This window comes from Krasilnikovia sp. MM14-A1004, from assembly GCF_047159485.1.
In the GTDB taxonomy this organism is placed as follows: Bacteria; Actinomycetota; Actinomycetes; order Mycobacteriales; family Micromonosporaceae; genus Actinoplanes.
The window spans coordinates 55607-76996 of the sequence record NZ_AP038773.1 but is presented as its reverse complement, the minus strand read 5'-3'; the positions used below and the strand labels follow the sequence as shown (position 1 = coordinate 76996).

The following is a 21390-nucleotide window of genomic DNA, read 5'->3' as shown; positions in this document are numbered from 1 at the left end:
GAGGCAGCAACCTGACGGGAGGACAGGGGCATGCGGGGCGGACTGGACGACGCGCTGGACAAGCTGGCGCGCCGCGATGAGCTGCGCCGCCGCGCCGCGGGGGAGGCGACTCCAGCCGCGGTGACGGAGCTGGTCGAGGCGATCGCCGCGGTCGTGGGCCGTAATCAGGAGCTTGCGGTGACCGTGGGGGTGGAGGGCGCCGGGGATCCGGTGCTGCTGCACTTCGCGGTCGAGGATGGGGTCGTCCAGGTCAGCGCGGATCACACCGTGGCGGTGCGTGCCGGCGATGATTCGTCGGACGGGCCGCGGGCCGCCGACTTCGACATCGCGGTGGGCGAGCCGATCGACGAGCCCGCATCCTTCCCGGCCGCGCACGGCCAGGAGGCGGCCCGGGCCGCCGATCAGAGCCATGGGTACGCCGCGCCGCAGCCGATGCCGGAGCCCGTGCCGCTCAAGGTTCGGCCCGAAGATACGGAGCAGGCTGCGAGGCGTCTCGCCGCCCTGATCCGCGACAATCCCACCCTGTTGCGCGACTCCCTGCCCGACTGACCGCCACGAGGTGGAATCGGACTGTAGCCCGATGATCGGCTACGAAGCGCCTCGGGATCCGGCCGACGCCGAGCGCATCCAGGCCTCTTTACGAGATCGACTCGACCTGACGGATCGCCTGGCGGTGATGCCGGCATCGGTGGTGGGTCTCGACGTGTCGTACGAGGTCGGCTCGCCACGGGTGGCCGCCGCGGCGGTGGTCATCGACGTGGCGACGCTGGAGGTCCGGGAGAGCGCCATCGCCCATGGTGAGGCTGCTTTTCCGTACGTGCCGGGGTTGCTGGCCTTCCGCGAGGTGCCGATTCTGCTCGACGCGCTCGGCATGCTCGCGACCCGGCCCGAGGTGCTGATCTGCGACGGGTACGGGATCGCCCATCCCCGGCGGTTCGGGTTGGCATGTCATCTGGGCGTACTGACCGGCCTGCCATCGTTCGGCGTGGCCAAGACGGCCTTCACGGCCGGGTTCCTCGAGCCTGGGCAACAGCGGGGTGACTGGTCCCCGCTGGTCGAAGGGGAGGAAGTGCTCGGACGCGCGTTGCGGACCCAGACGGGGATCAAGCCTGTGTTCGTCTCGGTGGGACACCGGGTCGGACTCGATCAGGCGACCGAGCTGACGCTGGCGTTGAGTGGCCGCTTCCGAATTCCGGAGGCCACCCGCAAGGCCGACTTCTTCTCCCGCGAGGCTCTACGCAACACTCGTACGTGATCGTCCGCTGGGGAGAGGTGGATAGCGCTCCGACCGCGTCCTACTCGAAGATGTCGTACGCCTCAAGAATCTCTTGTGCATGATCTGCCGCGCCGGGGGCGGTCGGCTTCGCAATCTCCTGCCTACACAGCTCCACACAGTCGATTGCGGCACTGCGACATTCGTCTTCGAGAGACGGCCTGCCGAGTTCCGCCTCGATGAAAGAGGATTCGCCGTTCACGAGCGAGTTCAGCAGCCTGAACATCCGTAGGCGGGCGGGAGCCGAGATACTGCCGTCTCGCAGCGCCGCGACAATCATGGCGGCAACCGGAACAGCAGCTTCAAAGAGCATGGACTGCGTTTCCACGTCATCAACAAGACCATCGCCGGACGCGTCGTCCTCATTCTGCGCCTCCACCAGCCTGGCGAAGTCCTCGGGGACATGCCTGGCGCCGCGCGGGCAACCACACCTCAACGAAGACCAGTCGTACTGATTCGCGATGAGTTGCCATGACGAGTTCTGCCGATCGTCTGAGCGCTCGGGCATCTCAAGTCGGGGATCCACGAAGCGACTGCGCGAAAGAATTCTGCCGCTGGGCAGTTCCCACCGCGTCAGAACGCCGTCGGCATCTCCGGCGACGACGTCACCGTTCGGCATGAAACGAACGTCGATGACCCAGCCGTTGAGACCGGCCAGCTCCGCCACCAGAGTCTGAGTGCGCCAATTCCACACCCGGACCAGGCGATCGTTGCCTCCGGTGGCCAAGTAGCCGCGGCGCGGATCGAAGTCCGATGCCCGAACGGCCTCCACGTGCGCCTTGAATTCGGTCCTTGTAGATCCTTGGGTGCCCCAGACGGTGACGATTCCGTCCCGATTACCTGCCGCTACCCCAGCCCCGTCAGGGCTTACCGAGAGCGTTCCGATCCACCCGCCATGCCCCTGCAGTTCTCGAAGCAGCCGCCCACTCGCCATATCCCAGACAGCCACCCGTCCACCTTGATTGCCGGTGACCAGTTGACGAGTGGACGAATCAATGGCAGTCGACCGAATCGCGCGTCCGAATCCGGAATTCGGGTCCGCGGTGTCGAAATCCGACCAGATGCGGCCGTCGGATGCGACGTAACCTCGCGCCCGACCATCCTGCGTCGCCGCAACAACGGCGTCGTGGCCCATCCAGCGAATGGAGCGAATCGCCGAACCAGAGCCGGACGCGAGGCGCACAGCGCCTCGGTCGCCCCACAGCCAGACGGCGCCATCAGCACAGCCCAGGGCGAGCCTGTGCGATACCGGATCGAAGTCCAATGCCTGGACTGTCGCGTCATCGAGGTCGACCGCTGTGGTCGCTCCCTGACCTTCGGGCTGCCACACCCAACAGTTGGACCCGTGGTCCGCCATGGCAATAGACGCTCCGTCGAGGTCTATTGCCATGGCTGCATAGGTGGGGGATAGCACCGGGCTGGCCACAGCGGCGGTCCTCCTCTAGTTCCGGACGGTCAAGCAGCCGGGCCGCTTGCGTCACCCAGGCTGTGAATGTTCCCCTGGGCCGAGTCTGTGGCCAGGTTGATCAGTGCGCCAGCGCCGACTACCTTCGCAGGCTGCACCAGGTTAGGTACGCTGGCGCAGGGGTCCCTCACCCCTCCATCGCTGGTGTGGGCTTTGAGAGTTTGCCCGAGGGAGAATTCGCACGCCGCGCGAGGCTCGACCTGGCAGTGCGGGCGGCTCGTGAGACGACGATGAGCTTGAAGTCGCTCCTGACAACGCCGTACTCGGCTGGTGCTACCCAGCAGCTGAAACGGCGCTCAGTAAGGGTGGACTCGTCGACGCCCAAATTCAACGTCAGCATGGCCGCATCTGTCTTACGCACCTTCGGGTCTCCATCAGCCTCACGGAACTCCGCGATTCCACCTCGCTTGCCGACGACAAAGGCACTCAACCCTCTTGCCTTCCCATCGGAACCATCGCGAAACTCACACGCCGTGGCGATCATCCAGCGGCGCCCCACAAATGCCGCACGTTGAACCGTGCGATGGCGAATTTGTAGATGTCATTACATCTCCTCGCCAATCCATGCGTTCCCGGCTTCGCACATCGCCTCGCGGTTGCTACGCATAGGCGCCATGGTAATCAAGATACCTACGAGCCCGCCCTCAGTAAGCGGTATGCAGCTGCGGGATTGCGAGTCAGCTTCGACGAACGCCGCCGGTAAGACGCTCGATCATACTTCTATCATCGCGCGACCAACACGGAAAGACGAAACGAGCGAGTCGGCCATCCGACTCGCTCGTCCACCTTCGTCAACCGCGTTCGAGTGGCCATTCCTCGAGACGATTGACAATTCCCTCCAACGCCAGCTCGAATGCTCGATCGTCAAGACCGTCCGCGCGCCGACGTTGCCATATATCGACGAGCGAGTCCTCAATTTCACCGAGCTCGATGAGGCGCTCGGCGTAGGACAGAGACTCCTGGATCGCAGCTTCCTCGGATCTAGCCAAGTTATCCCTTTTGTCGGCAAGTGTAGCCAACGTACATCGGACCTCTGCCGAGATCCCTCGTCCTACGATCTCCACGGCCCGCAGGTGCCCTTGCGGGCCGTGGAGAATCTCGGCAAAGATGGCAAGCATCCGGGAATTCCGAACAAGCGCATCACTCAATGTGATCATCCTCCCGAAAAGACCCGGCGAATCCATGGAATTGCAGCCTTGTCCGTCGGCGCATTCACTCCACCCTTCGCAAGCGTCCTGGTACAGAACGTCAGGCAGCTGTTGCTAAGCGCATTGTATTCTCCCTGGTTGCCAACTTGGGACCGCATATGAGCCAATGCAGCATCACCGTCCGGCAGTTCAAAGGTGTGCGACATTGCCGGCGCCGGCAATCCATGATCCGGTACCCGGCTAACCATCGCAGTGCCGTCGTAGGGCATGAGGTGCATGTGCTCTACCTCGGACCCGTTAGTTACCTCAATGCTGAAGTGTCCGCTTCGCCCGACCCCTGGGTAGTAATTGACAGTGGCTAGGCCGGGGTTGCAGTTGTGCACCAGGACGGGCGTCGTCCCTGCGACCACAAAATAGGTGTGAAGATCGGCGACGGTAAGGTCCCGCATCACCTTCAGGCCGACGTGATTACGGACTCCGGTGACCACGACCGAACCCATGCGTGCGACCTTGAGCTCGGTGCCCGGCTTAAGGTCCCTCGCGTAGGACCAGTTCTTGTATGTCTTGTTCCAGAACGGGTGATGCTGCGTGGTCCGCAGCGTGGAGGTCCGCCCGCTTCCATCCTTAACGGTGACGTCCGAAAGAGCGCGATCGATGTTGAGGTGAGTGAGGTCGACCTTCTAGCGAGACTATCGCCATACGGATCGCTGACATCAAGATGCCCTGTCGGAACAATTCCGACAGGGCATCTTAGGGATCTTGACAGCCTGGCTATCCACCGACCTCGGGTCTCATCGTCCGAGCTATTTCCAGGTCCACATCGAGGGCGCTCAGTCGGACCGGATCGCGCTGATCGTCAATCACGACGACGTGGAGCACCTCTCCAACGATGGAAGACCGGTCACCCGAGGGCCATGCGGGATCCTTGGTGTTGTCGATCAGGCCTCGCGTGCCGCCTTCAAACTCGACCTCGAGGCCCCACGGATGAACCGCAACCACGGCGCCGTCAAACTCTTGATGTAAACGCAAAACCATGCCTGTCAACTCCCCTTCATGGGCATCCAGGTGCGCTTCACGGTCAGCGAATTAAATTCTTCAAGTCGTTCGAAAGGAATCTCGAATTCGATGCGCGGGGATCCACCGGGACCCTGCCAGTCATATCTCTTTGCACTGTCTCCGAACTTCTCAAGGAACGACGGGTGCATGTCGTATCGAATCATTCCAGGCGCATAGGTTCCGCGTCCTTGATACTCTGCGGCGACACTCTTTTCTCCAAAGTACGCCTTCCCGTTGCTTCCCTCGACATGCTGCATCGCCGGGTTCGGTCCGTGCTCGAGTTCAAAGTCCTTGTCGACAGTCTTGGGAGTTCTGTAGATGGAAATCGGGTCACAATTGTGGACCAGCACTGGCGTGTTGCCAGCGAATACATAGTACGTGTGGATGTCCGCGACGGTGAGGTCACGCATCACCCGCTTGCCGGCATGATTACGAACCCCGGTGACCACAACCGCGCCCTTGCCCGCGACCTTGAGTTCGTCGCCTGGCTTGAGGTCCTTGGCGTAAGCCCAGTGCCTGTCAGTCTTGTCCCAGAACGGGTGGTGCTGCGTCGTCTTCAGAACCGACGTGTGCCCGTTGCTGTCCTTGACCTTGACGTCCGAGAACTTATGATCCGTGTTCCGGTGCGTCAGCTCGACCTTCTTCGCAGACGGCAAGCCGCCGGTCGGGTTGGCGGACATCACCATGTCACCGGCTTTGACATCCTTGATCGGACGCCTCGACCAGTCGCCCATCAACACTTGGGTGTTGGGCGCGAAACTATGCAGGCAACCCGAGCCCGACGAGGAGAGGCTCCTTCTCGCCGACGACGGGTTCACGTCGACGTGCGCCTTGCGGTTGAGGGCGCTGACGCCCGGGATCATCCCCTCCAGCATTTCCTTCGGGTTGATCCGGCCAGTCGTCCCGACCTGGTTGATCAGTCCGTCGACGCCGTTCTCAGCCATCTCGGTCGCCAGGCGCCCGGCCAGGCCGGTGCCGACCTTGCTGGCCACCAGCGTCCCGACCTTGGCGGCGACGGCACCACCGACACCACCGACGAGACCCGACAGAGCGCCGGTGCCCATCGAGCCGAGCGCGTCACCCAGGCTGTGGATGTTGCCCTGGGCCGAGTCCTTGGCCAGGTTGATCAGTGCGCCGGCGCCGACCATGCAGGCGATCGCACCCGCACCGGCGGTGACCGCGGTACAGGCCATGCCCGCGAGGATGGCGCCACCGATCGCGGCGACCTCGATCAACGCGTCCTTGTGGTCGACGACCCACTTCTTCGTTGCCTTGGCCGCGTCCTTGACCGCGCTGACGGTCTTTTTGACCACCCGCTTGGCCGCGGACAGCGTCGCCTTGGCCGCCTGCTTGATGACCTTGGCGGCCTTCTTCACGTAGTTCTTGGCCTTGTGGTAGGCGTTCTTCACCCACTTCGGGGTGTGTTTCTTGACCGCCCGCACGACCTTCTTGTAGAAGCGCTTCGCCTTCGAGGCCCACTGGCGGACGTGCTTCTTGACCGCCGTCTTGACCTTGTTATAGATCCGCTTGGCCTTGTGGTAGACCTTCTTGATCTTGTTGACGCCACTCCGGTAAATGCTCTTGGCCTTCGAGACGCCGTAGTCGTACATCGAGCGGCCGTAGGAGTAGGCGCTGTTCCACGTCGACGAGGCGTAGGACGTGGTCGCGTGCCACGCCGAGGACAGACCAGAGGAAACTGTGGACGCGGCGCTGCTGATCTTGTTCGCGGCCCAGCTGAACACACCCCAGTGACCCGTCGGGTCGGTGACGGTGAGCGGGTTGGCGTCGCCGTACTGGTAGCGGTTGGCGTTGACCGAGTCGGGTGCCGGGTTGTTGTTCGCGGTGTCGCGAGTGTCGAACTGCCCGGTGTCGGTGTTGTACCAGCGCGCGGCCATGTTGACGCGGTTGGTGGCCTTGTCGGTCCACTCGGACTGGTAGCCGAGGCTACCGATCATGCCGCCGTTGCCGCTGATGGTCTTGCCCAGCGGGTCGTAGACCGTGGACGCGTCCAGGGCGGTGCCGGTGGCGGTGAACTGACCGACGATGTCGTCGTGCAGGTCGGTCCACGTGTACCGGGTGTTCGTGCCCGACGTCGCGGCGACCACCTCGTTGGCGGTGCCCCGCACGTACGTGGCGTCGCCGTCACCGGCCAGGTCGTTGCCGGTGCCGGTGTAGGAGAAGCCGTCGCGGATCGCGCGGCCCAGCGCGTCGTACCGGTAGGTCTGCGCGCCGCCGCCGGCGATGCCCTGCGTGATGACCTGACCGAACGCGTCCGACTTGGTCTCGATGCCGTTGACCGCGCGCAGCGTGCCCCGCGGGCTGTAGCTGTAGTTCGCGTTGTCGCCGGTCAGCAGCCGGTTCCGGGCGTCGTACGTGAACGTCTTGCTGCCGTTCTGGATCCGGTTACCGGACTTGTCGTAGCCGTACACCGTGGTGGTGGTGCCGTTGTTCCACGACGTGAGGCGGTCGGCCAGGTCGTAGTCGTAGGTGTTGCTGGTGGTGGCCCCGCCGAAGTTGGTGGTCTTCTTCGAGGTCAGGTCACCGTTCGCGTTCCACCCGTACTCGATCTTCGCCAGAGACGTGCCCGACGCGGACTTGAGTTCGTCGCCGGTCATCCGGTGCAGGTCGTCGTAGGCGAAGTTCCGGCTGTTGCCGCCGCCGTAGGTGACCTTCGTGATCGCGCTCAGCTGGTTGTAGGCGTAGCTCTGATCCACGCCCTTGCTGGTGTTGGTCAGCTTGTCCAGGCGCCCGGCGGTGTCGTACCGGTAGTTCGTGGTACCGGCCGCGTCCGTGCGGCTGGCCAACGCCCCGTCCGCGTTGTACGTGAACGACGAGTTCCCCGACGGCCCGCTGATCGACAGCGGCAGGTCCCGGTCGTCGTAGGCGATGGTGTTCGTGCCCTGGTCACCGGAGAACTTCGTCATCCGGCCGGTCTGGTCGTAATCGAAGGTCCGGTCGACCGTGTCGGCCTCCGCACCCGCGCCGGCCTGCTTGGTCAGCTGACTCATCGCGTCGTACGTGTTCGTCAGGCTGACCCCACCGGGCAGCACCTGCTTCGCCGGCCGGCCCATCGTGTCGTAGACCACGGTGAACGTCCGGTCCGCCGGGCTCTGATGCGCCGGAGTGGACGGCTCGATCTGCGACTCCGGCAAACCCCACGCGTTGTACGTGGTGACGAACGCGTTACCCCGCCCATCGGTGAACCGGGTCCGGTTGCCCTCCAGGTCGTACCCGAACGTCGTCTCGATCGCATCCGACCCGCTGATCGGCTGCCGCTCCCGCACCAGCATCCCGGTCGCGTCGTAATCGAACGTCGTCCGCGTCTTACGCCCATCGATCGTCGCGACCACATTGCCGGCCACGTCGTACTCCGTCGACGAGTCCTGCAACAACGTCCCGGCCGCGTTGTACGCCGCGGCCCTGGTCGCCCGCCCGGCCATGTCGTACGACGTCGTCGTGTACGTGTTGTCCGCCAGGGTCGTCCGCGTCGGCCGCCCCGCCCCGTCATAGGCCATCGTGGTGACGTTGTTCGCGCCGTCCTTGACGGTCAACGTCTCACCCAACGGGTTGTACGTCGTCGACGACTTCACCCCCGACGGCGACGTCGTCTCCGACAACCAACCGCCGTAACCGTACGTGTAGCTGGTGGTGTCGGCCGTGTTGTCCTGCCGCACCAGATCCGTCGACGTCAACACCCGACCCAGATAGTCGTAGGTGGCGGTGGTGACCGCACCCGCGGCATCCGTCGAGGACAGCAGATCCCCGGCCAGGTCATAGGAGTACGTCGTGACCCCACCATTGACCGCGGTCTGCTTCGACAACCGGTCCAACTGGTCGTACGCGTACCGGCTGATCCCACCCTGGGGGTCGGTGACCGTCTCCACCTGCCCCGACGCGTTGTACGTCGTCACCGTCTCCGGAGTCACCGGCGCCGACGAGCCCGGCGGCGTGTACGACGGCATCCGCTGCAGCGTCGGACGACCATCCGCGTCGTAGTACGTCACCGACCAGTTGCCGTTGGCGTCCTTGTTGTCGGTCACCTCACCGAACGTGTTGTAACCCGTCCACGCCACCGCGTTGGCCAGCACCGCACCCGTCGTACCGGTCTCGGTCAGCGCCGCCGGGGCGGTCGTCTTGACGACGTTGCCGTCCTCGTCGTACGCGCTGTAGCTGGTGTTGCCACTCGGGTCCGTCGCCGCCACGACGTTGTCGTCGGCGTCGTAGGTGTAGCTGGTCCGGCTGACCTTCCTGTCGGCGGCCGGGGCGGCGCCACTAGTCACGTCCGCGACCTCGGTCGCGGACAGCGACTGCTGGTACACCTGCACGTCGTTGATCGAGCCGTTGACCTTGCCGACCTGCTCGCCGTTCCACAGCGCCGCCCCGATGATCATCGAGGAGGCGGTGCCGAACGCCTTGCCACTGACGGTGGATTCGAGCTTGCCGTCGACGTACAGCTTCGCGGTGCCCGCGGCGGCGTCGTAGGTGCCCGCCAGGTGCGTCCACTTACCGACCGTCGGGACGGTGGTGGACAGCGCCTCGGCGCCGTTGGCGTCGGCGACATCCGAGCCGACGACCAGGAACCGCCACTTGCCGGAGTCCTTGTCGAACGACAGGTCGAACGGCGACTGCTGATCCCCACCACCGCCGACGAAGCGGTACATCTTCGCCGTGTCCGCCAGCTTCACCCACGCCGAGACCGTGAAGTCCCGCCGCGTGTCGACCACGGCGCCCGTGGTGGTCATCGCATCGGTGCCCGCGAAGACCGCGGACCCGCCGCGCTCGCTGCTCCACGTGACCCCGGCCGGGGCGGTCGCGGGGCTGTTGCCCGCGCTGTCGGCCGCCTTCAGCCCGGTGCCGTCGGCCAGCTTCCACCGGCCCACCGGCGCCGCGCCCGAGCTGTTGTTCAGGTACGTGGTCTGGGCCAGCATCCGGCCGGCGACGTCGTACAACGCCTCCATCTTGCCCAGCACCGTGCCCGACGCGTCCTTCTGCGTCGTGGCCACCGCGCGGTCGTCGTCGTCGAAGGACACCGTGGTGGTGCGCTTCAACCCGGCCGGGTCGGCGGTGGTCGAGGTCTCCCGGTTCACCGCGTCGAACGTGTGCTCGACCGTGGTCGCCCCGTTGTTGGTGACCTCCTTGACGAGGTTCCCCGCCGCGTCGTACGAGTTCTCCTCGATGACGTGCGTCTGCGTACCGTCGGTCCGGAAGACCTTCGCCTCAAGGCCGTTGTCGGTGTACTGGTGCGTCGTCGTCCAGCCCATCGCGTCGGTCTCGGTCGCCAACCGGCCCGCGGGGTCGTACGAGTTGCGCGCCAGCACCAGGTCACGCGCGTCGCTCGGGTTGTTCGGGTCGCCGGTGTAACCGCGCAGCGTCGTCGACAGCAGGTTGCCCTCGGCGTCGTACTCGCTGTGCGTGACCGTCCCGTCCGGGCTGGTCTGGTCGACCAGACGGCCCGACGTGTCGTACGTGAACGTCGTGGTGGCCCCGCCCGGCGTGGTCGAGGACACTTCCTGGCCGTAGGCGTTGTAGCCGTGCTTCTCCACGCGCGACGCGTCGCCGCCGGTGGAGTCCTCGGTGCGCTCCTCGGTCGGGTTGCCGTCCACGTCGTACACGGTGGTGGCGACCTGGGTGTGCACGGCGCCGGTGACCCGGTTGGTGACCGCCGGGTCGGTCTCGGTGACCTTGCGACCCATGCGGTCGTAGGTGGTCGAGCTGACCAGGCCCTGCGGGTAGGCGTCCGAAACCTCCGTCTCGGTCAGCACCTGACCCAGGCCGTCGTACGTGAACTTGGTGATCTTGCCGTTGGGCTCGGTCACCTGGGCCACGTCACCGGACTTGAAGTACGTGACGGTCTGGGTGGCGCCAGCCGGGGTGATCACCTTCGTCGGCAGACCCGCCGGAGGCGTGCCCCCGTCGGCCGCCACGCTGCTCGCATCCGTGTACACGGTGCGGGTCACACGCTTGAGCGGGTCCGTCACCGTCAGCAGGTTGCCCTGGTCGTCGTAAGTGTTGCTGGTCAGGTACGTGTCGTCGGTCGCCGAGGCGGACCGCCCGTCCCGGGTGGTCAGCAGTACGTCGTTCTTCGCGTTCGGCGCCAGGTTCGTCGACGTCGCGTCCGGGAAGTACGTGAAGTACACAGACGAGCACTTGTTCGCGCTCTGGTCCTGGCAGGTGATCGACTGCTTGGTGTTGCCCCGCGCGTCCTGCAACGTCTGGGTCAGTGCACCGTTCGGGTCGTACACCATGCTGGCGAAGCCGCCGACGTCGTAGCCGTACATGGTGGTGTTGCCCAGCTCGTCGGCCTGCGCGACGATCCGGTTGCCGTTGACCAGGTCGTAGCTGGAGACCTGCTGGGCGCCGGTCGGCGTGGTGACCGCGACCTGCGACACCGGCATCGGGATCGCGGTCGCGACACCCGAGATCATCGTCATCGCCACCGGCGCGGTCTGCTTCACCGTGTCCACGTGGTTCTTGACCTGGTCGCCGTTGAGGGCGCTGTCGTAGAACGCGACGTCCGAGATCTGTCCCGGCCACCAGCCGACGTCGGTGGTACGACCGGGCCACGCACCCGCCCACCGGCCGGAGCCGACGTACACGTGCTGGGAGGCGGTGGCCGACACCGCGCCCGACTTGACCGCGGCGACCGCACCGTCGAGGTAGATGGCCTGCGCGTTGGTGGTCGCGGTCAGCGCGACGTGGTGCCACTTGCCGTCGTTGACCGCGGTCGGCGCCGTCATCGGCGACACCGAACCGGTCCACAGCCCGCCGCGCAGCTTGCCGTCCGTGCCCACGTAGAGCGCCGGGGTCCAGCCGCCGACGGCCGTCTCGTCGAGCGCGTCGGTCTGGTAGCCGAACAGCACGCCGCCCTTGGTGTTGCCGGCCGGCAGCTTGAACCACATCTCGATCGTGTTCGGCCCGGCCTGGGGCACGTCCTCCACGGGCAGTTCGAGATACGACGAGGTGCCGTTGAAGCTCGCCGAGGGGGTGTCGCCGAACTTTCCGGCCGTGTTCAGCGTCACCGAGTTGTAGGTGGCCTGCCCACCCGCGACCTCGTTGACCGCGTCGGAGACGTCGGTGTCGCCGAGGCGCCAGTAGTCCTTCGGCTTCGCGCCGAGCACGGCGGCGGCGTAGACCAGGCTGCTACCGGCCACGGTCGGGTTGGCGAGTCGCCACGTGCCGCCGTTCTCGTCGACGACCGTGGACACCTTGCCGGTCGCCTTGTCGTAGCCGACGGTCGCGGTCACGCCGCCGCTCGGGCGGGTCACCTTCGACAGCACCGGCTGCGCGGTACGCCCGGAGGCGTTCAGCGCGCCGACGGTGGCGGCGTTCAGCGTCGAGTTGAAGAACGCGACGTCGGAGATCGAGCCCTTGAAGTAGGTGGCCTTGGCCGGGGACGCGGCGGTGTTGACGTGGTCGGGCCAGAGGCCACCGACGTAGCCGCCACCGATGTTGACGGTCTCTGTCACGTTGGCCACGGCACGCTGGATCGTGCCCGCCAGCGTGGCCTTGGCGACGCCGTCGATGTACATGGTCTGCGAGTCGCCTTCACCGGCGAGCACCACGTGGTGCCACTTGCCGTCCGTGACGACGGTGTTCGAGTTCATCGGCGTGGCGGCGTTGCCGGTGTAGAACTCGCCGCGCAGCTTGCCGTACTTGTCGATGTAGAGCGCCGGGGTGTAGTTGCCCGTGGTCGTGCCCTTGCTCAGCGGGTCGCCGTTGTAGCTGAACAGCACACCACCCGGGGTGGTGGTGTTGAACCACATGCTGACGGACTGGTACTGCCCGTCCGCGACCAGACCGCTGGGCAGCTGCACGTACGAGCTGGTGCCGTTGAAGCCGGTCGCGGTGGCGGTGCCGCCCGCGAGCGGACCCGGCTGGGCCGGCGTCGCGGAGTTGTAGCGCGCGTTGTCCATGCCGGCGTTGGAGAGCACCACGCTCTTGGCAGCGACGGAGCCGCTCGCGTCACCCAGCGGCCAGTACGACTCCGGGCCCACGTTCAGCACGGCGTTGGCGTACTGCGAGGTGGTGTCGTAGTCGTACACCCAGCAGTCGGTCCAGTTGTCCGGCTGGCACACCTTGGTCAGCTTGTCCTCGGTGTAGCCGTAGGACCACGTGTTCGCGGTGCCCGAGTCGCCCGGCTTGGTCGGGTCGGTGGCCACCCACGTCACGTGCGGCGCGGTGGCGCCGGCCGGGGTCTCCCAGCCCATCTTCAGCGTCCTGCCGGAGGCGCTGGTCAGCGTCGTGGGGTTACCCGCGGCGTCGTAGGTGACCGTGAGGGCGCGGTTGTTCGCGTCCTTGATCGAGGTCAGGCGGAACACCTTGCCGCCGGTCAGCGCACGGCCGAACGTGTAGACCGTGGCGTCCTTGTCGGTCAGCGTGTACCCGGTGACCGTGCCCGCGCTGGACTGCTCGGTCAGCGTCGAGAACCGCCCCGACGGCGGGGTGAACGTGCCGTTCGAGTTGCGCCCGAACGCCACCTCCTCACCGGTCGGGTAGGTGATCCGGACGGCCTGGACGCTGCCGCCGACGTCGACCCGGGTGGCGCGGGTGTCCAGGATGCTCGACCAGCCCGTGCCGAACGCGGAGTCGCGGCGGGGGTCCAGGCTGTTGTAGTTACGCGTGATCGACAGCGACGGGCCGACCGTGGCGACGTTCGCGTCCGTGGCCGAGGTCGTGTAGTTGCCCGTACTCGCGTCGAAGCCCTTGCCGCCGTTCTGCGCCAGGTCGCTGGTCAGCGTCGGCTGTGGCACGGCGGTGGTGAACGCGTACGCGGGCGTGGCCGCGCTGTAGGTCACCTTGTCGTACGCCTTGACCGTGTACAGGTACGTCGTGTTCCAGGCGAGCTTGCCGGCCGGGACGGTCCACACACCGGCCACTGCCGGGGAGGTGGCGATCGTGGTCTTGCCGTCCGCGCTCAGCACCGTGTACACGTACGTCAGGCCCTGGGCCGGCCAGCTGTCCGAGTCGTGGCCCTTGACCAGCAGCTCCGGGGTCAGCGTGTTGACCACCGAGTTGTTCGCCGGGAAGCGCACGTCGACCTGCGGGGCGACGTTGGTCGCGTAGGTCAGCTCCAGCACCGGCTTGTGCGAACCGCTGTCGTAGTTCGCCGAGGTGAACCGCTTCCAGGCGTTCGAGTCCGTCTCCGACGCGGTCAGCGCCAGACCGTAGTTCGGGTTGCCCTTCGACCAGCCGTCGATGGTGGCCGGGTTCAGGTTGACCGCGACCCACTTGCCCTGCGACCGGTTCCCGCCCGTGTTCGTACACGCCGAACCCGGATCGGTGACCGTCAGCGAGCCGATCGAGCCGGAGTACGACGGGCCGTCCCAGCCGCCGTTGGTCAGACCCGCGACGGTCCACGCCTCGGTCGAGGCCCGCACATCGAACGCCCGGTCCACCGTGCACGAGTACGTCCAGGACAGGAACAACTTCAGAACGGCCTTCGTGATCCGCTTGCCCTTGAACCCGTCGTCGTCGAACTCGTCGAAGTGAATGAACGACCGAGCCTTGACCGTCCCGCCGTTGTACGTACCGACCGGCAGGTTGTCACCGTTCTGGTTCGTCGTCGAGTTGTCGTTGTCGACGAACACGTCACCCGTGGTGCCGGTGGTCGCGGTCGGGTCCACCCGCACCGGGTACACCCGCGCCGGGTCGTTCAGCCAGTTACGGTCGGCCTCGACCTGCAGCACCGTCACGCCGTCGCGCTCGGAGAGCTTGTAGGTGACCCCGCCCGACTCCGCCGGCGCACCCGAGTGCGGGTCGACCTTCGAGTCCTGCATCGACCCCTTCGGGAACCACGCCACCGCCTTGCCGTCGGTGTTGCGCAGCTCGATGCTGCCGTCCTCGACGACCTTCGGCGTCAGCCCCTTCAGCGCGAGGGGGAACGTCCACGACGACGGCGCGTCCTTCGACCGCAGAACGAACGTCTCCTTGAAACCCGCATCGAACGTCTGCATCTCAAGGTCGGTCTGCGGGAGGATGCCCGGGTACGTCGCGGTGTTGCCGTCGACGGACGGAGTGACAGGGGCGGCACCGTCCAGGGTGTAACCGACGCTCTCGCCGGTGGGCAGCTTCAGCGTCGCGAGCTGTTGGGCGGCGTCCGCGGCCTTGGTGGGCGGGTCGGCGGGCGCGCTCGGGGCCGTCGACGGCGTCACCCGGGCCGGGGCCTCAGCCGGGGCCTCAGCCGTGGCCGGGACCTTCGCGGCCAGTGACGCGTCCAGGCTGTTCGCGGCCATGTGCAGCCGCCCGTCGCCACGCTTCTCCAGATCCGCGTCGATCGGCTGGAACTTGCCGTCCTTGCCCCGGAAGTTCGCGGCGCCGCTGTACGTCCGCGTTGTCACGGACCCGTCGGCGTTGTCGAACACGTCGGAGCGGGCCGTGGACCGGTCCGCGTCGCGCTCACTGGTCTTGGCGTCGAACCCGAGGTCCGCGTCCGGGGTGACCTTCCGGTCCTGGTTCGGGTCGTACGGCTGGTACGAGTCCAGCGTCCCCGCGACCGGCTTGGGTGCCCGGCCCGAACCGCCCTGCGCCGTGGTGTCCGCCGCGCTCGCGGGCCGGTTGCTGCCGCCCGGTCCCCGCTTCTGCTGCGGTACCACCGGATCCGGCTTCGCCCACGCGGGGCGCTGCGAGATCCAGGACCACAACCAGGAGACCGGCAACTCCGGGTCCCGCACGGCACCCACCGGGGCGGCGACCGTCAGTCCGAATACGACCGCGGTGACGACAGCGATCTTCCCAGCGGCACGGCGCATCGCCGGCTCCTCCCCCGTGAATGCCTGAAACGCGAGGGAGTTTGCGGCACTGGTACGACAGGAATCAAGTCAGGTACGGACGCCGGGCCCGGACGGTTCATCAATCCTTGGTAACGGACAACACGTCCGTGACTACGGAGCGCACGCGCTCGGTCACTTTGGTGGGATCAGAATCGCCGATGATGGATACGTTGGCCTGCGCCTTGCCGGAGCCGACCAGCACAAAATGGACGTTGGGGTGGGAAGCCGCCGAGGCGTCCAGCGCCGCGTTGGCGGCCCGACCGACGGTGAGGACTACGTCACACTTGCTACCGATCAGGGTCCCGAGGTAGGTCGCGGCGTTGTCACCGGTCTGCGGCCCGTCGACCTCCAGGAACTGCACCTTGCCGCGGGTGTCGAGCGAGGCCTGCTGCATGCCGGCCCACACGGGAGCCGCCTGCTTGTCGGCCGTTCCACCCGCCGGGGTCAGCAGGCAGGCGGTGGCCTCGGTGTACACGCGGGCACGCGGGTCGGGTCGCCCGTCCGGCCACAGCGCCCAGGTCAGCAGCCCGGCGACCAGCACCACGGCGGCACCGCCGCCGATCAGCCAGGGCCGCCGTCCACGCGGAAGCCGGAAACCATCCCGCCCGGTCTTGTCGGCCGAGCCCCGCAGTCGCTTATCCATACGTCCACCTAGCACGGCGCAGAGCGTACTCACCCTGTCCAGCCTCGCCGAAATCACACACCGTAGCCGGATCGGCACGAGACTGACCCAGAGCCCAGACATTACGGTGGGTTACCAACGGCTCAGCTGCCCGCTCCGGGATGTGGGCGAAGTCGCCCCCACTAGCGAACAGACCGGCACGTGAGGATGACCGAACGGCGGGTTTGGCCCAGCGGACGGGTCACCACACTTGAGTGACACAAAGTAGCCGTCTAGCGTCCGAGATACATCAACGCTCAGAGCCCGTGCCACGTCGAGGACACGGAATGTGATGGGCGTCCACCCGCGAAAAGAGGCACCATGTCGCTGCCCGAGGTGCACCTCGTCGGCGGCACCCGCCCCGAGGCCGTCCGGCTCGCCCCAGTGGCGACCGCGATGCACGAGGAGGGCCTGCTCGCGCCGGTCCTGGTCGCCGGTGGTCTGCAGCCCTCGATGGTCGTACCGGCACTCGCCGCGTTCGGCCTCGACACGGACGTGGTCGTGCCGGTCGGCCGCCACCACGGGACCCGGTCCGAACCGCTCACCGAGCTGATCCGACAGCTCGACCTGCTGTGGGGGCGGCGTCCACCGGCCGCCGTGATCGTGCAGGGCGACACCCCCACCAGCCTGGCCGGGGCGCTGGCCGCGTACTCGCGCCGCATCCCTGTCGTGCACCTGGAGGCCGGGCTGCGCTCGATGAGCCTCGACGCGCCGTTCCCGGAGGAGGCCGACCGTCGCCTCGTCGCGCAGCTCGCTGCGCTGCACCTGACGTCGACGCCGCAGGCCGCCATGAACCTGCTGGACGAGAACGTCGGCACCGGCGACGTACTGGTCACCGGCACGACCGTGACCGAGGCGGCCGCTGCGGTCACCACGCGCAAGTTGCACTACCGCGATCCCGAACTTGCGGCGGCGCGGGCCGCCGCGCGGGAGCACCGGCTGGTGGTCGTCGCTGCCGACCGCGGCGACGCCCCGCCGGACCGGATCCTCGCCGCGGTCCCCGCACTGGTCTCCCGCTACCCCGACATCCACGTGGTGGTGCCCGGTCCGCTGGAACGCGCCCACTTCGACGCGGCGCTGCCCGGCGCGGACCGGATCACCGTCACCGCCCCGCTGGCCTACGCGGACCTGTCCTGCCTGCTGTCCGAGGCCTACCTGGTGCTCACCGACTCCGACGGCATCCAGGAGGAGGCGTTGTCGTTCGGCGTCCCCGCGCTCGTGCTGCGCGACGCCGACGCGGGCGTGCGCACACCCCGGGTCACCGGCACCGAGCCGGTCGTCGGCCAGGCGGCCAGGTTGCTGGACAGCCGGGTACGCCGCGACACGATGTCCGTGAGCGGCCTGGCGCACGGCGACGGGCACGCCGCCCACCGCGCCGCCCGGGCCACCGCCGCCCTGCTCGGACTGGCCACGGAACCGGAGCCCATGCCGAGTGCCCCGTCCCCGGCGGTGTCCGCGGGACTCGCGCCGCGCCTGCCCCGGCCACGGACCGACGCGTGCCGGGTGACCGCCGATCACCCGGCCGCCCGTACTCCTCAGGTGGCGGCCGCACCGAGCCGGTCCGGCGACGACGTCGCCCGCAGCTACGCGCAGTCGTGGATCGACGGCGACCGGCATGCGACGCGCCGCCTGCTGGCCCCGGACGTGGAGGTCGAGTGGAACCTCGACGTCCCGGTGGACGACGAGGAACTGGTGCAGACCCTGCACCGGATCGCGGTCTTCGCCACGGAGATCTCCCTCGTCTCCCGGGTGTCCACCGGCGCGACAGCCATGCATGTGTACGACTGCGCCACCATGTTCGGCACGGTGCGTTTCGCCGAGTTCCTGACCGTCGCCGACGGCCACGTCACCGAGGTACGGCACGTCTACGACGCCGTGGGGCTGAACCGGTACCTGCCCACCCTGCTCGACGACGGCCACCGCTGATCGGATACCGCCTCTTTTGTCGGTGGGTCCGGTTAGCGTGCGGGCATGGCATACGACTTTCAAGTGACCGTCGACTGCGCCGATCCGCACACGCAGGCTGACTGGTGGGCCGAGACGCTCGGTTGGGAGCTGGAGCCCTCCGACGAGTCGTTCATCAAGGAGATGGTGGCCAAGGGGATGGCCACCGAAGCCGACACGACCACCCACCGCGGGGTGCTGGTGTGGCGGATCGGCGCGGCCATCCGGCATCCCGAGGCGCTGCCGAGCGGCCGCCCCCGGCGAGTGCTGTTCCAGGCGGTGCCCGAGCCGAAGGCCGCGAAAACGCGCATCCACCTCGACGTCTGGGTGGGCGCGGAGCGGGCCGAGCAGGAGCATGAGCGCCTGCTGGCCCGGGGTGCGACGTTCCTGCACCGGGGCCGGCAGGGTCCGCTCTCGTGGATCACCATGGCCGACCCGGAGGGCAACGAATTCTGCATCTCCTGACCGACGGCCGCCATCACGGCCGAGACATCACCTCGGCTGGCGTCGACGGTTCCGGTCGAGCAACGCCAGCAGGTTCTCCCAATGCCGCTGCTCGCCCTCCGGCTGATAAGCGGCGGTGTCGGCCATGGTGAAGCCGTGCTGCGCACCGGGATAGACCTCGGAGTGGTAGCGCACGCCGGCGGCGTCCAACGCGCGCTCCAGCGTCTCGATCTGCTCGGCGGTCATCGACGGGTCCTGGTCGGCGTGCGCGAAGTACGCCTCCCCGGTGATCCGCCGGGCCAACACGTGCGGGCTGTCCGGAGCGTCGCTGACGAGCCGACCGGCGTGGAAGGCGGCAACCGCCGCGATCCGGTCGGGGAACGCGGCCGCCGCGCGTACCGCGTTGGTGCCGCCCATGCAGTAGCCGACGATCGCGACCGGGCCCGCGGCGACACCGTCCTGTGCGGCGAAGAAGTCGAGATACGCGCGGCTGTCGTGGGTGATTGTTTCGTTGTCCAGCCGCATGACCAGGGGCATGACCTGCCCGATGATCCGTTGGCGTTGGTCCGGATCGGACAGTCCCGACAGGTCGAACAGCGGAGCGCGCCCGGCCCGGTACAGCAGGTGCGGGACGAGTACCACGTACCCGTGTCCGGCGATCCGGTCGGCCATCTCGAACAGCCGTGGCCGCAACCCGAACGCATCCGGATAGACGAGCACCCCCGGCCACGGCCCCGCCCCCTCGGGACGCACGAGGTACGCGTCGGCGACGCCGTCCTCGGTGGGGATGTCCACCATGATCTTGTGCATTGCGGGCGCCTCCTGCCAGGCAATTCGTCTGATCACGGCGAAAGGTACACCCGACACCGCGGACATGCCGCCCAAGATGTGCGAACGGCGTGTGCCGCGGGCCGCCCAGCAACCCCACCAGGAAGGCATGAGAAGTTCTCGTGATCGTCCGCGCACCTGCCGTTACGCTGCGGACCTTTAGTCAGATTTAAGGTGCATACAAACCTAACTAATACAGCGGGGCACCAGACTCGACGCCTGTCAGAACCACCCGCGATAGGAGTCTTCGATGCCCCGCAACCGGCTACGCCTCACGATCTACCTCGGAGCGGCCCTCCTCGCCGTGGGCGGTGGCGTGGGCGCTGCGGTCGCGGCCACCAACCCGGCCGGCGCACCGGCGGGTGGCAAGCTGACCGCCACCTTCAGCACCGACTCCAGGTGGGACACGGGCTACCAGGCCCGCTACACGATCAAGAACAACACCTCGGCAGCGGTGACGGGCTGGCAGCTGACCTTCGGGCTGCCGTCGACGGCCAAGCTCGGCACGTCCTGGGACGCCGCGATCACCACCTCCGGCGCGACCTCGACGGCCAAGGACAAGGGCTACAACAACACCATCCCGGCCGGCGGCACCGTCGAATTCGGCTTCATCGTCGCGGGCAAGGGCGACCCGACCAGCTGCACCATCAACGGCGCCCCGTGCGCGGGCGGCGGGGCCACCCCGACGACCGCCCCGGCCACCAAGCCACCGGCCACCCCCGCCACCAAGCCGACCACCACGGCGCCGACCACGACGGCGCCGACGGCCACGAAGCCGCCGGCCACCACCGAGCCGTCGAAGACGACCGCACCCCCGCCGGCCACCGGCGGCGGCGGCAACGTGAAGTTCGCCCCGTACGTGGACATGGGCCTGTCCACCAGCACCGGCCTGGCACAGATCGGCAACGGGGTGAAGTCGTTCTCGCTGGCGTTCGTGACGAGCGTCGGGTGCAAGGCGAGCTGGTTCAACGCCTTCGACCCGCGGACGAAGCACTTCAGCGACGAGATCGACGCGGTGCGCCGCAACGGCGGCGACGTGAAGGTCTCGTTCGGCGGCGCGACCGGCATCGAGCTGGCCCAGGCCTGCACCAACGACAAGGCGCTCGAGGCGGAGTACCAAGCCGTCGTCTCGGCCTACAACCTGAAGTACATCGACCTGGACATCGAGGGCGCCGCGGTCGCCGACAAGACCACGATCGACCGTCGCTCGGCCGCGCTCGCCTCGCTGCAGAAGGCCAACCCGGGCCTGAAGATCTCGCTCACCCTGCCGGTGCTCCCGGAGGGCCTCACCGCGGACGGCCTCAACGTGGTGGACTCGGCCAAGAAGGCGGGCGTCGACGTCGACCTGGTCAACATCATGGCCATGGACTACGGCCGGGCCGGGCAGGACTACGGCGACCTGGCGATCCAGGCCGTGAAGTCCACGAAGGACCAGATCAAGTCGCTCTACGGCAACAGCGACGCGGCCGCGTTCAAGATGGTCGGCGTCACCCCGATGATCGGCAAGAACGACGACCAGGGCACCTTCACCCAGAGCGACGCCCGTGACGTGGTCGCCTTCGCGAACGCCAACCACCTCGGCTTCGTCTCCTTCTGGGAGCTCAACCGCGACCGCAACGCCTGCAGCGGCGCACTGTTCCAGTGCACGAACATCGCGCAGTCCCCGAGCGAGTTCAGCAAGATCTTCGCCGGCTTCACCGGCTGACGATCTGTCGCTTCACCCCACGCGCGGCGCCGGGATGCCCCCTCCCGGCGCCGCGCCGTGTGCCCTCCCGGACGCCCTCGCAGAAGGCCCGGCGCCC

12 protein-coding genes are annotated in these 21390 nt (G+C 67.3%); 5 read left to right on the top strand and 7 right to left on the bottom strand.

What is annotated here, in order from left to right; genetic code table 11:
* The first annotated feature begins 30 nt into the window (after positions 1 to 30).
* Both ACMCNN_RS00345 and ACMCNN_RS00340 read left to right on the top strand, forming a co-directional pair.
* A complete protein-coding gene (locus ACMCNN_RS00345) occupies positions 31 to 549 on the top strand; it encodes a hypothetical protein (RefSeq protein WP_412744180.1) in 519 nt (172 codons plus the stop codon).
* A gap of 31 nt (positions 550 to 580) precedes the next feature.
* Entirely contained in the window at positions 581 to 1255 is a 675-nt protein-coding gene (locus ACMCNN_RS00340) for an endonuclease V (protein WP_412744179.1), read from the top strand.
* 40 nt (positions 1256 to 1295) lie between these two features.
* On the opposite strand, the gene ACMCNN_RS00335 is transcribed toward ACMCNN_RS00340, so the two are convergent.
* From ACMCNN_RS00335 to ACMCNN_RS00310, 6 genes are all read right to left on the bottom strand, one after another.
* The gene (locus ACMCNN_RS00335) at positions 1296 to 2699 is read right to left on the bottom strand and encodes a WD40 repeat domain-containing protein (RefSeq protein WP_412744178.1); all 1404 of its coding nucleotides are present in this window, start codon (positions 2697 to 2699) and stop codon (positions 1296 to 1298) included.
* An 830-nt stretch (positions 2700 to 3529) separates the two neighbouring features.
* On the bottom strand, positions 3530 to 3886 hold the full coding sequence (locus tag ACMCNN_RS00330; protein ID WP_412744177.1) for a hypothetical protein: 357 nt from the start codon (positions 3884 to 3886) through the stop codon (positions 3530 to 3532).
* A gap of 5 nt (positions 3887 to 3891) precedes the next feature.
* Entirely contained in the window at positions 3892 to 4542 is a 651-nt protein-coding gene (locus ACMCNN_RS00325) for a polymorphic toxin-type HINT domain-containing protein (protein WP_412746992.1), read from the bottom strand.
* Positions 4543 to 4657: 115 nt separating this feature from the next.
* On the bottom strand, positions 4658 to 4921 hold the full coding sequence (locus ACMCNN_RS00320) for a hypothetical protein (RefSeq protein WP_412744176.1): 264 nt from the start codon (positions 4919 to 4921) through the stop codon (positions 4658 to 4660).
* 5 nt (positions 4922 to 4926) lie between these two features.
* The gene (locus tag ACMCNN_RS00315; RefSeq protein WP_412744175.1) at positions 4927 to 15690 is read right to left on the bottom strand and encodes a LamG-like jellyroll fold domain-containing protein; all 10764 of its coding nucleotides are present in this window, start codon (positions 15688 to 15690) and stop codon (positions 4927 to 4929) included.
* 100 nt (positions 15691 to 15790) lie between these two features.
* Positions 15791 to 16255 carry a hypothetical protein gene (locus tag ACMCNN_RS00310; RefSeq protein WP_412744174.1) on the bottom strand — a complete coding sequence of 155 codons (465 nt, stop codon included), beginning with the start codon at positions 16253 to 16255 and terminating at the stop codon, positions 15791 to 15793.
* 438 nt (positions 16256 to 16693) lie between these two features.
* On the opposite strand from ACMCNN_RS00310, the gene wecB reads away from it, so the two are divergent.
* Together wecB and ACMCNN_RS00300 are read left to right on the top strand one after the other, a co-directional pair.
* Positions 16694 to 18298 carry a non-hydrolyzing UDP-N-acetylglucosamine 2-epimerase gene (wecB, locus tag ACMCNN_RS00305; RefSeq protein ID WP_412744173.1) on the top strand — a complete coding sequence of 535 codons (1605 nt, stop codon included), beginning with the start codon at positions 16694 to 16696 and terminating at the stop codon, positions 18296 to 18298.
* A 45-nt stretch (positions 18299 to 18343) separates the two neighbouring features.
* Entirely contained in the window at positions 18344 to 18781 is a 438-nt protein-coding gene (locus tag ACMCNN_RS00300; RefSeq protein ID WP_412744172.1) for a VOC family protein, read from the top strand.
* 27 nt (positions 18782 to 18808) lie between these two features.
* Here ACMCNN_RS00300 and ACMCNN_RS00295 read toward each other — a convergent pair whose 3' ends face one another.
* Complete coding sequence (locus ACMCNN_RS00295; RefSeq protein ID WP_412744171.1) at positions 18809 to 19570, bottom strand: dienelactone hydrolase family protein; 762 nt, start codon at positions 19568 to 19570, stop codon at positions 18809 to 18811.
* Between the two features lie 268 nt (positions 19571 to 19838).
* Between ACMCNN_RS00295 and ACMCNN_RS00290 the strand changes: the two genes are divergently transcribed.
* Entirely contained in the window at positions 19839 to 21293 is a 1455-nt protein-coding gene (locus tag ACMCNN_RS00290) for a cellulose binding domain-containing protein (RefSeq protein WP_412744170.1), read from the top strand.
* Positions 21294 to 21390 lie beyond the last annotated feature (97 nt).

Coding starts and splice junctions, on each gene's coding strand:
- ACMCNN_RS00345 (WP_412744180.1), top strand. CDS start 31: ATGCGGGGCGGACTGGACGACGCGCTGGACAAGCTGGCGCGCCGCGAT.
- ACMCNN_RS00340 (WP_412744179.1), top strand. CDS start 581: ATGATCGGCTACGAAGCGCCTCGGGATCCGGCCGACGCCGAGCGCATC.
- ACMCNN_RS00320 (WP_412744176.1), bottom strand. CDS start 4,921: ATGGTTTTGCGTTTACATCAAGAGTTTGACGGCGCCGTGGTTGCGGTT.
- ACMCNN_RS00315 (WP_412744175.1), bottom strand. CDS start 15,690: ATGCGCCGTGCCGCTGGGAAGATCGCTGTCGTCACCGCGGTCGTATTC.
- wecB (WP_412744173.1), top strand. CDS start 16,694: ATGTCGCTGCCCGAGGTGCACCTCGTCGGCGGCACCCGCCCCGAGGCC.
- ACMCNN_RS00300 (WP_412744172.1), top strand. CDS start 18,344: ATGGCATACGACTTTCAAGTGACCGTCGACTGCGCCGATCCGCACACG.
- ACMCNN_RS00295 (WP_412744171.1), bottom strand. CDS start 19,570: ATGCACAAGATCATGGTGGACATCCCCACCGAGGACGGCGTCGCCGAC.
- ACMCNN_RS00290 (WP_412744170.1), top strand. CDS start 19,839: ATGCCCCGCAACCGGCTACGCCTCACGATCTACCTCGGAGCGGCCCTC.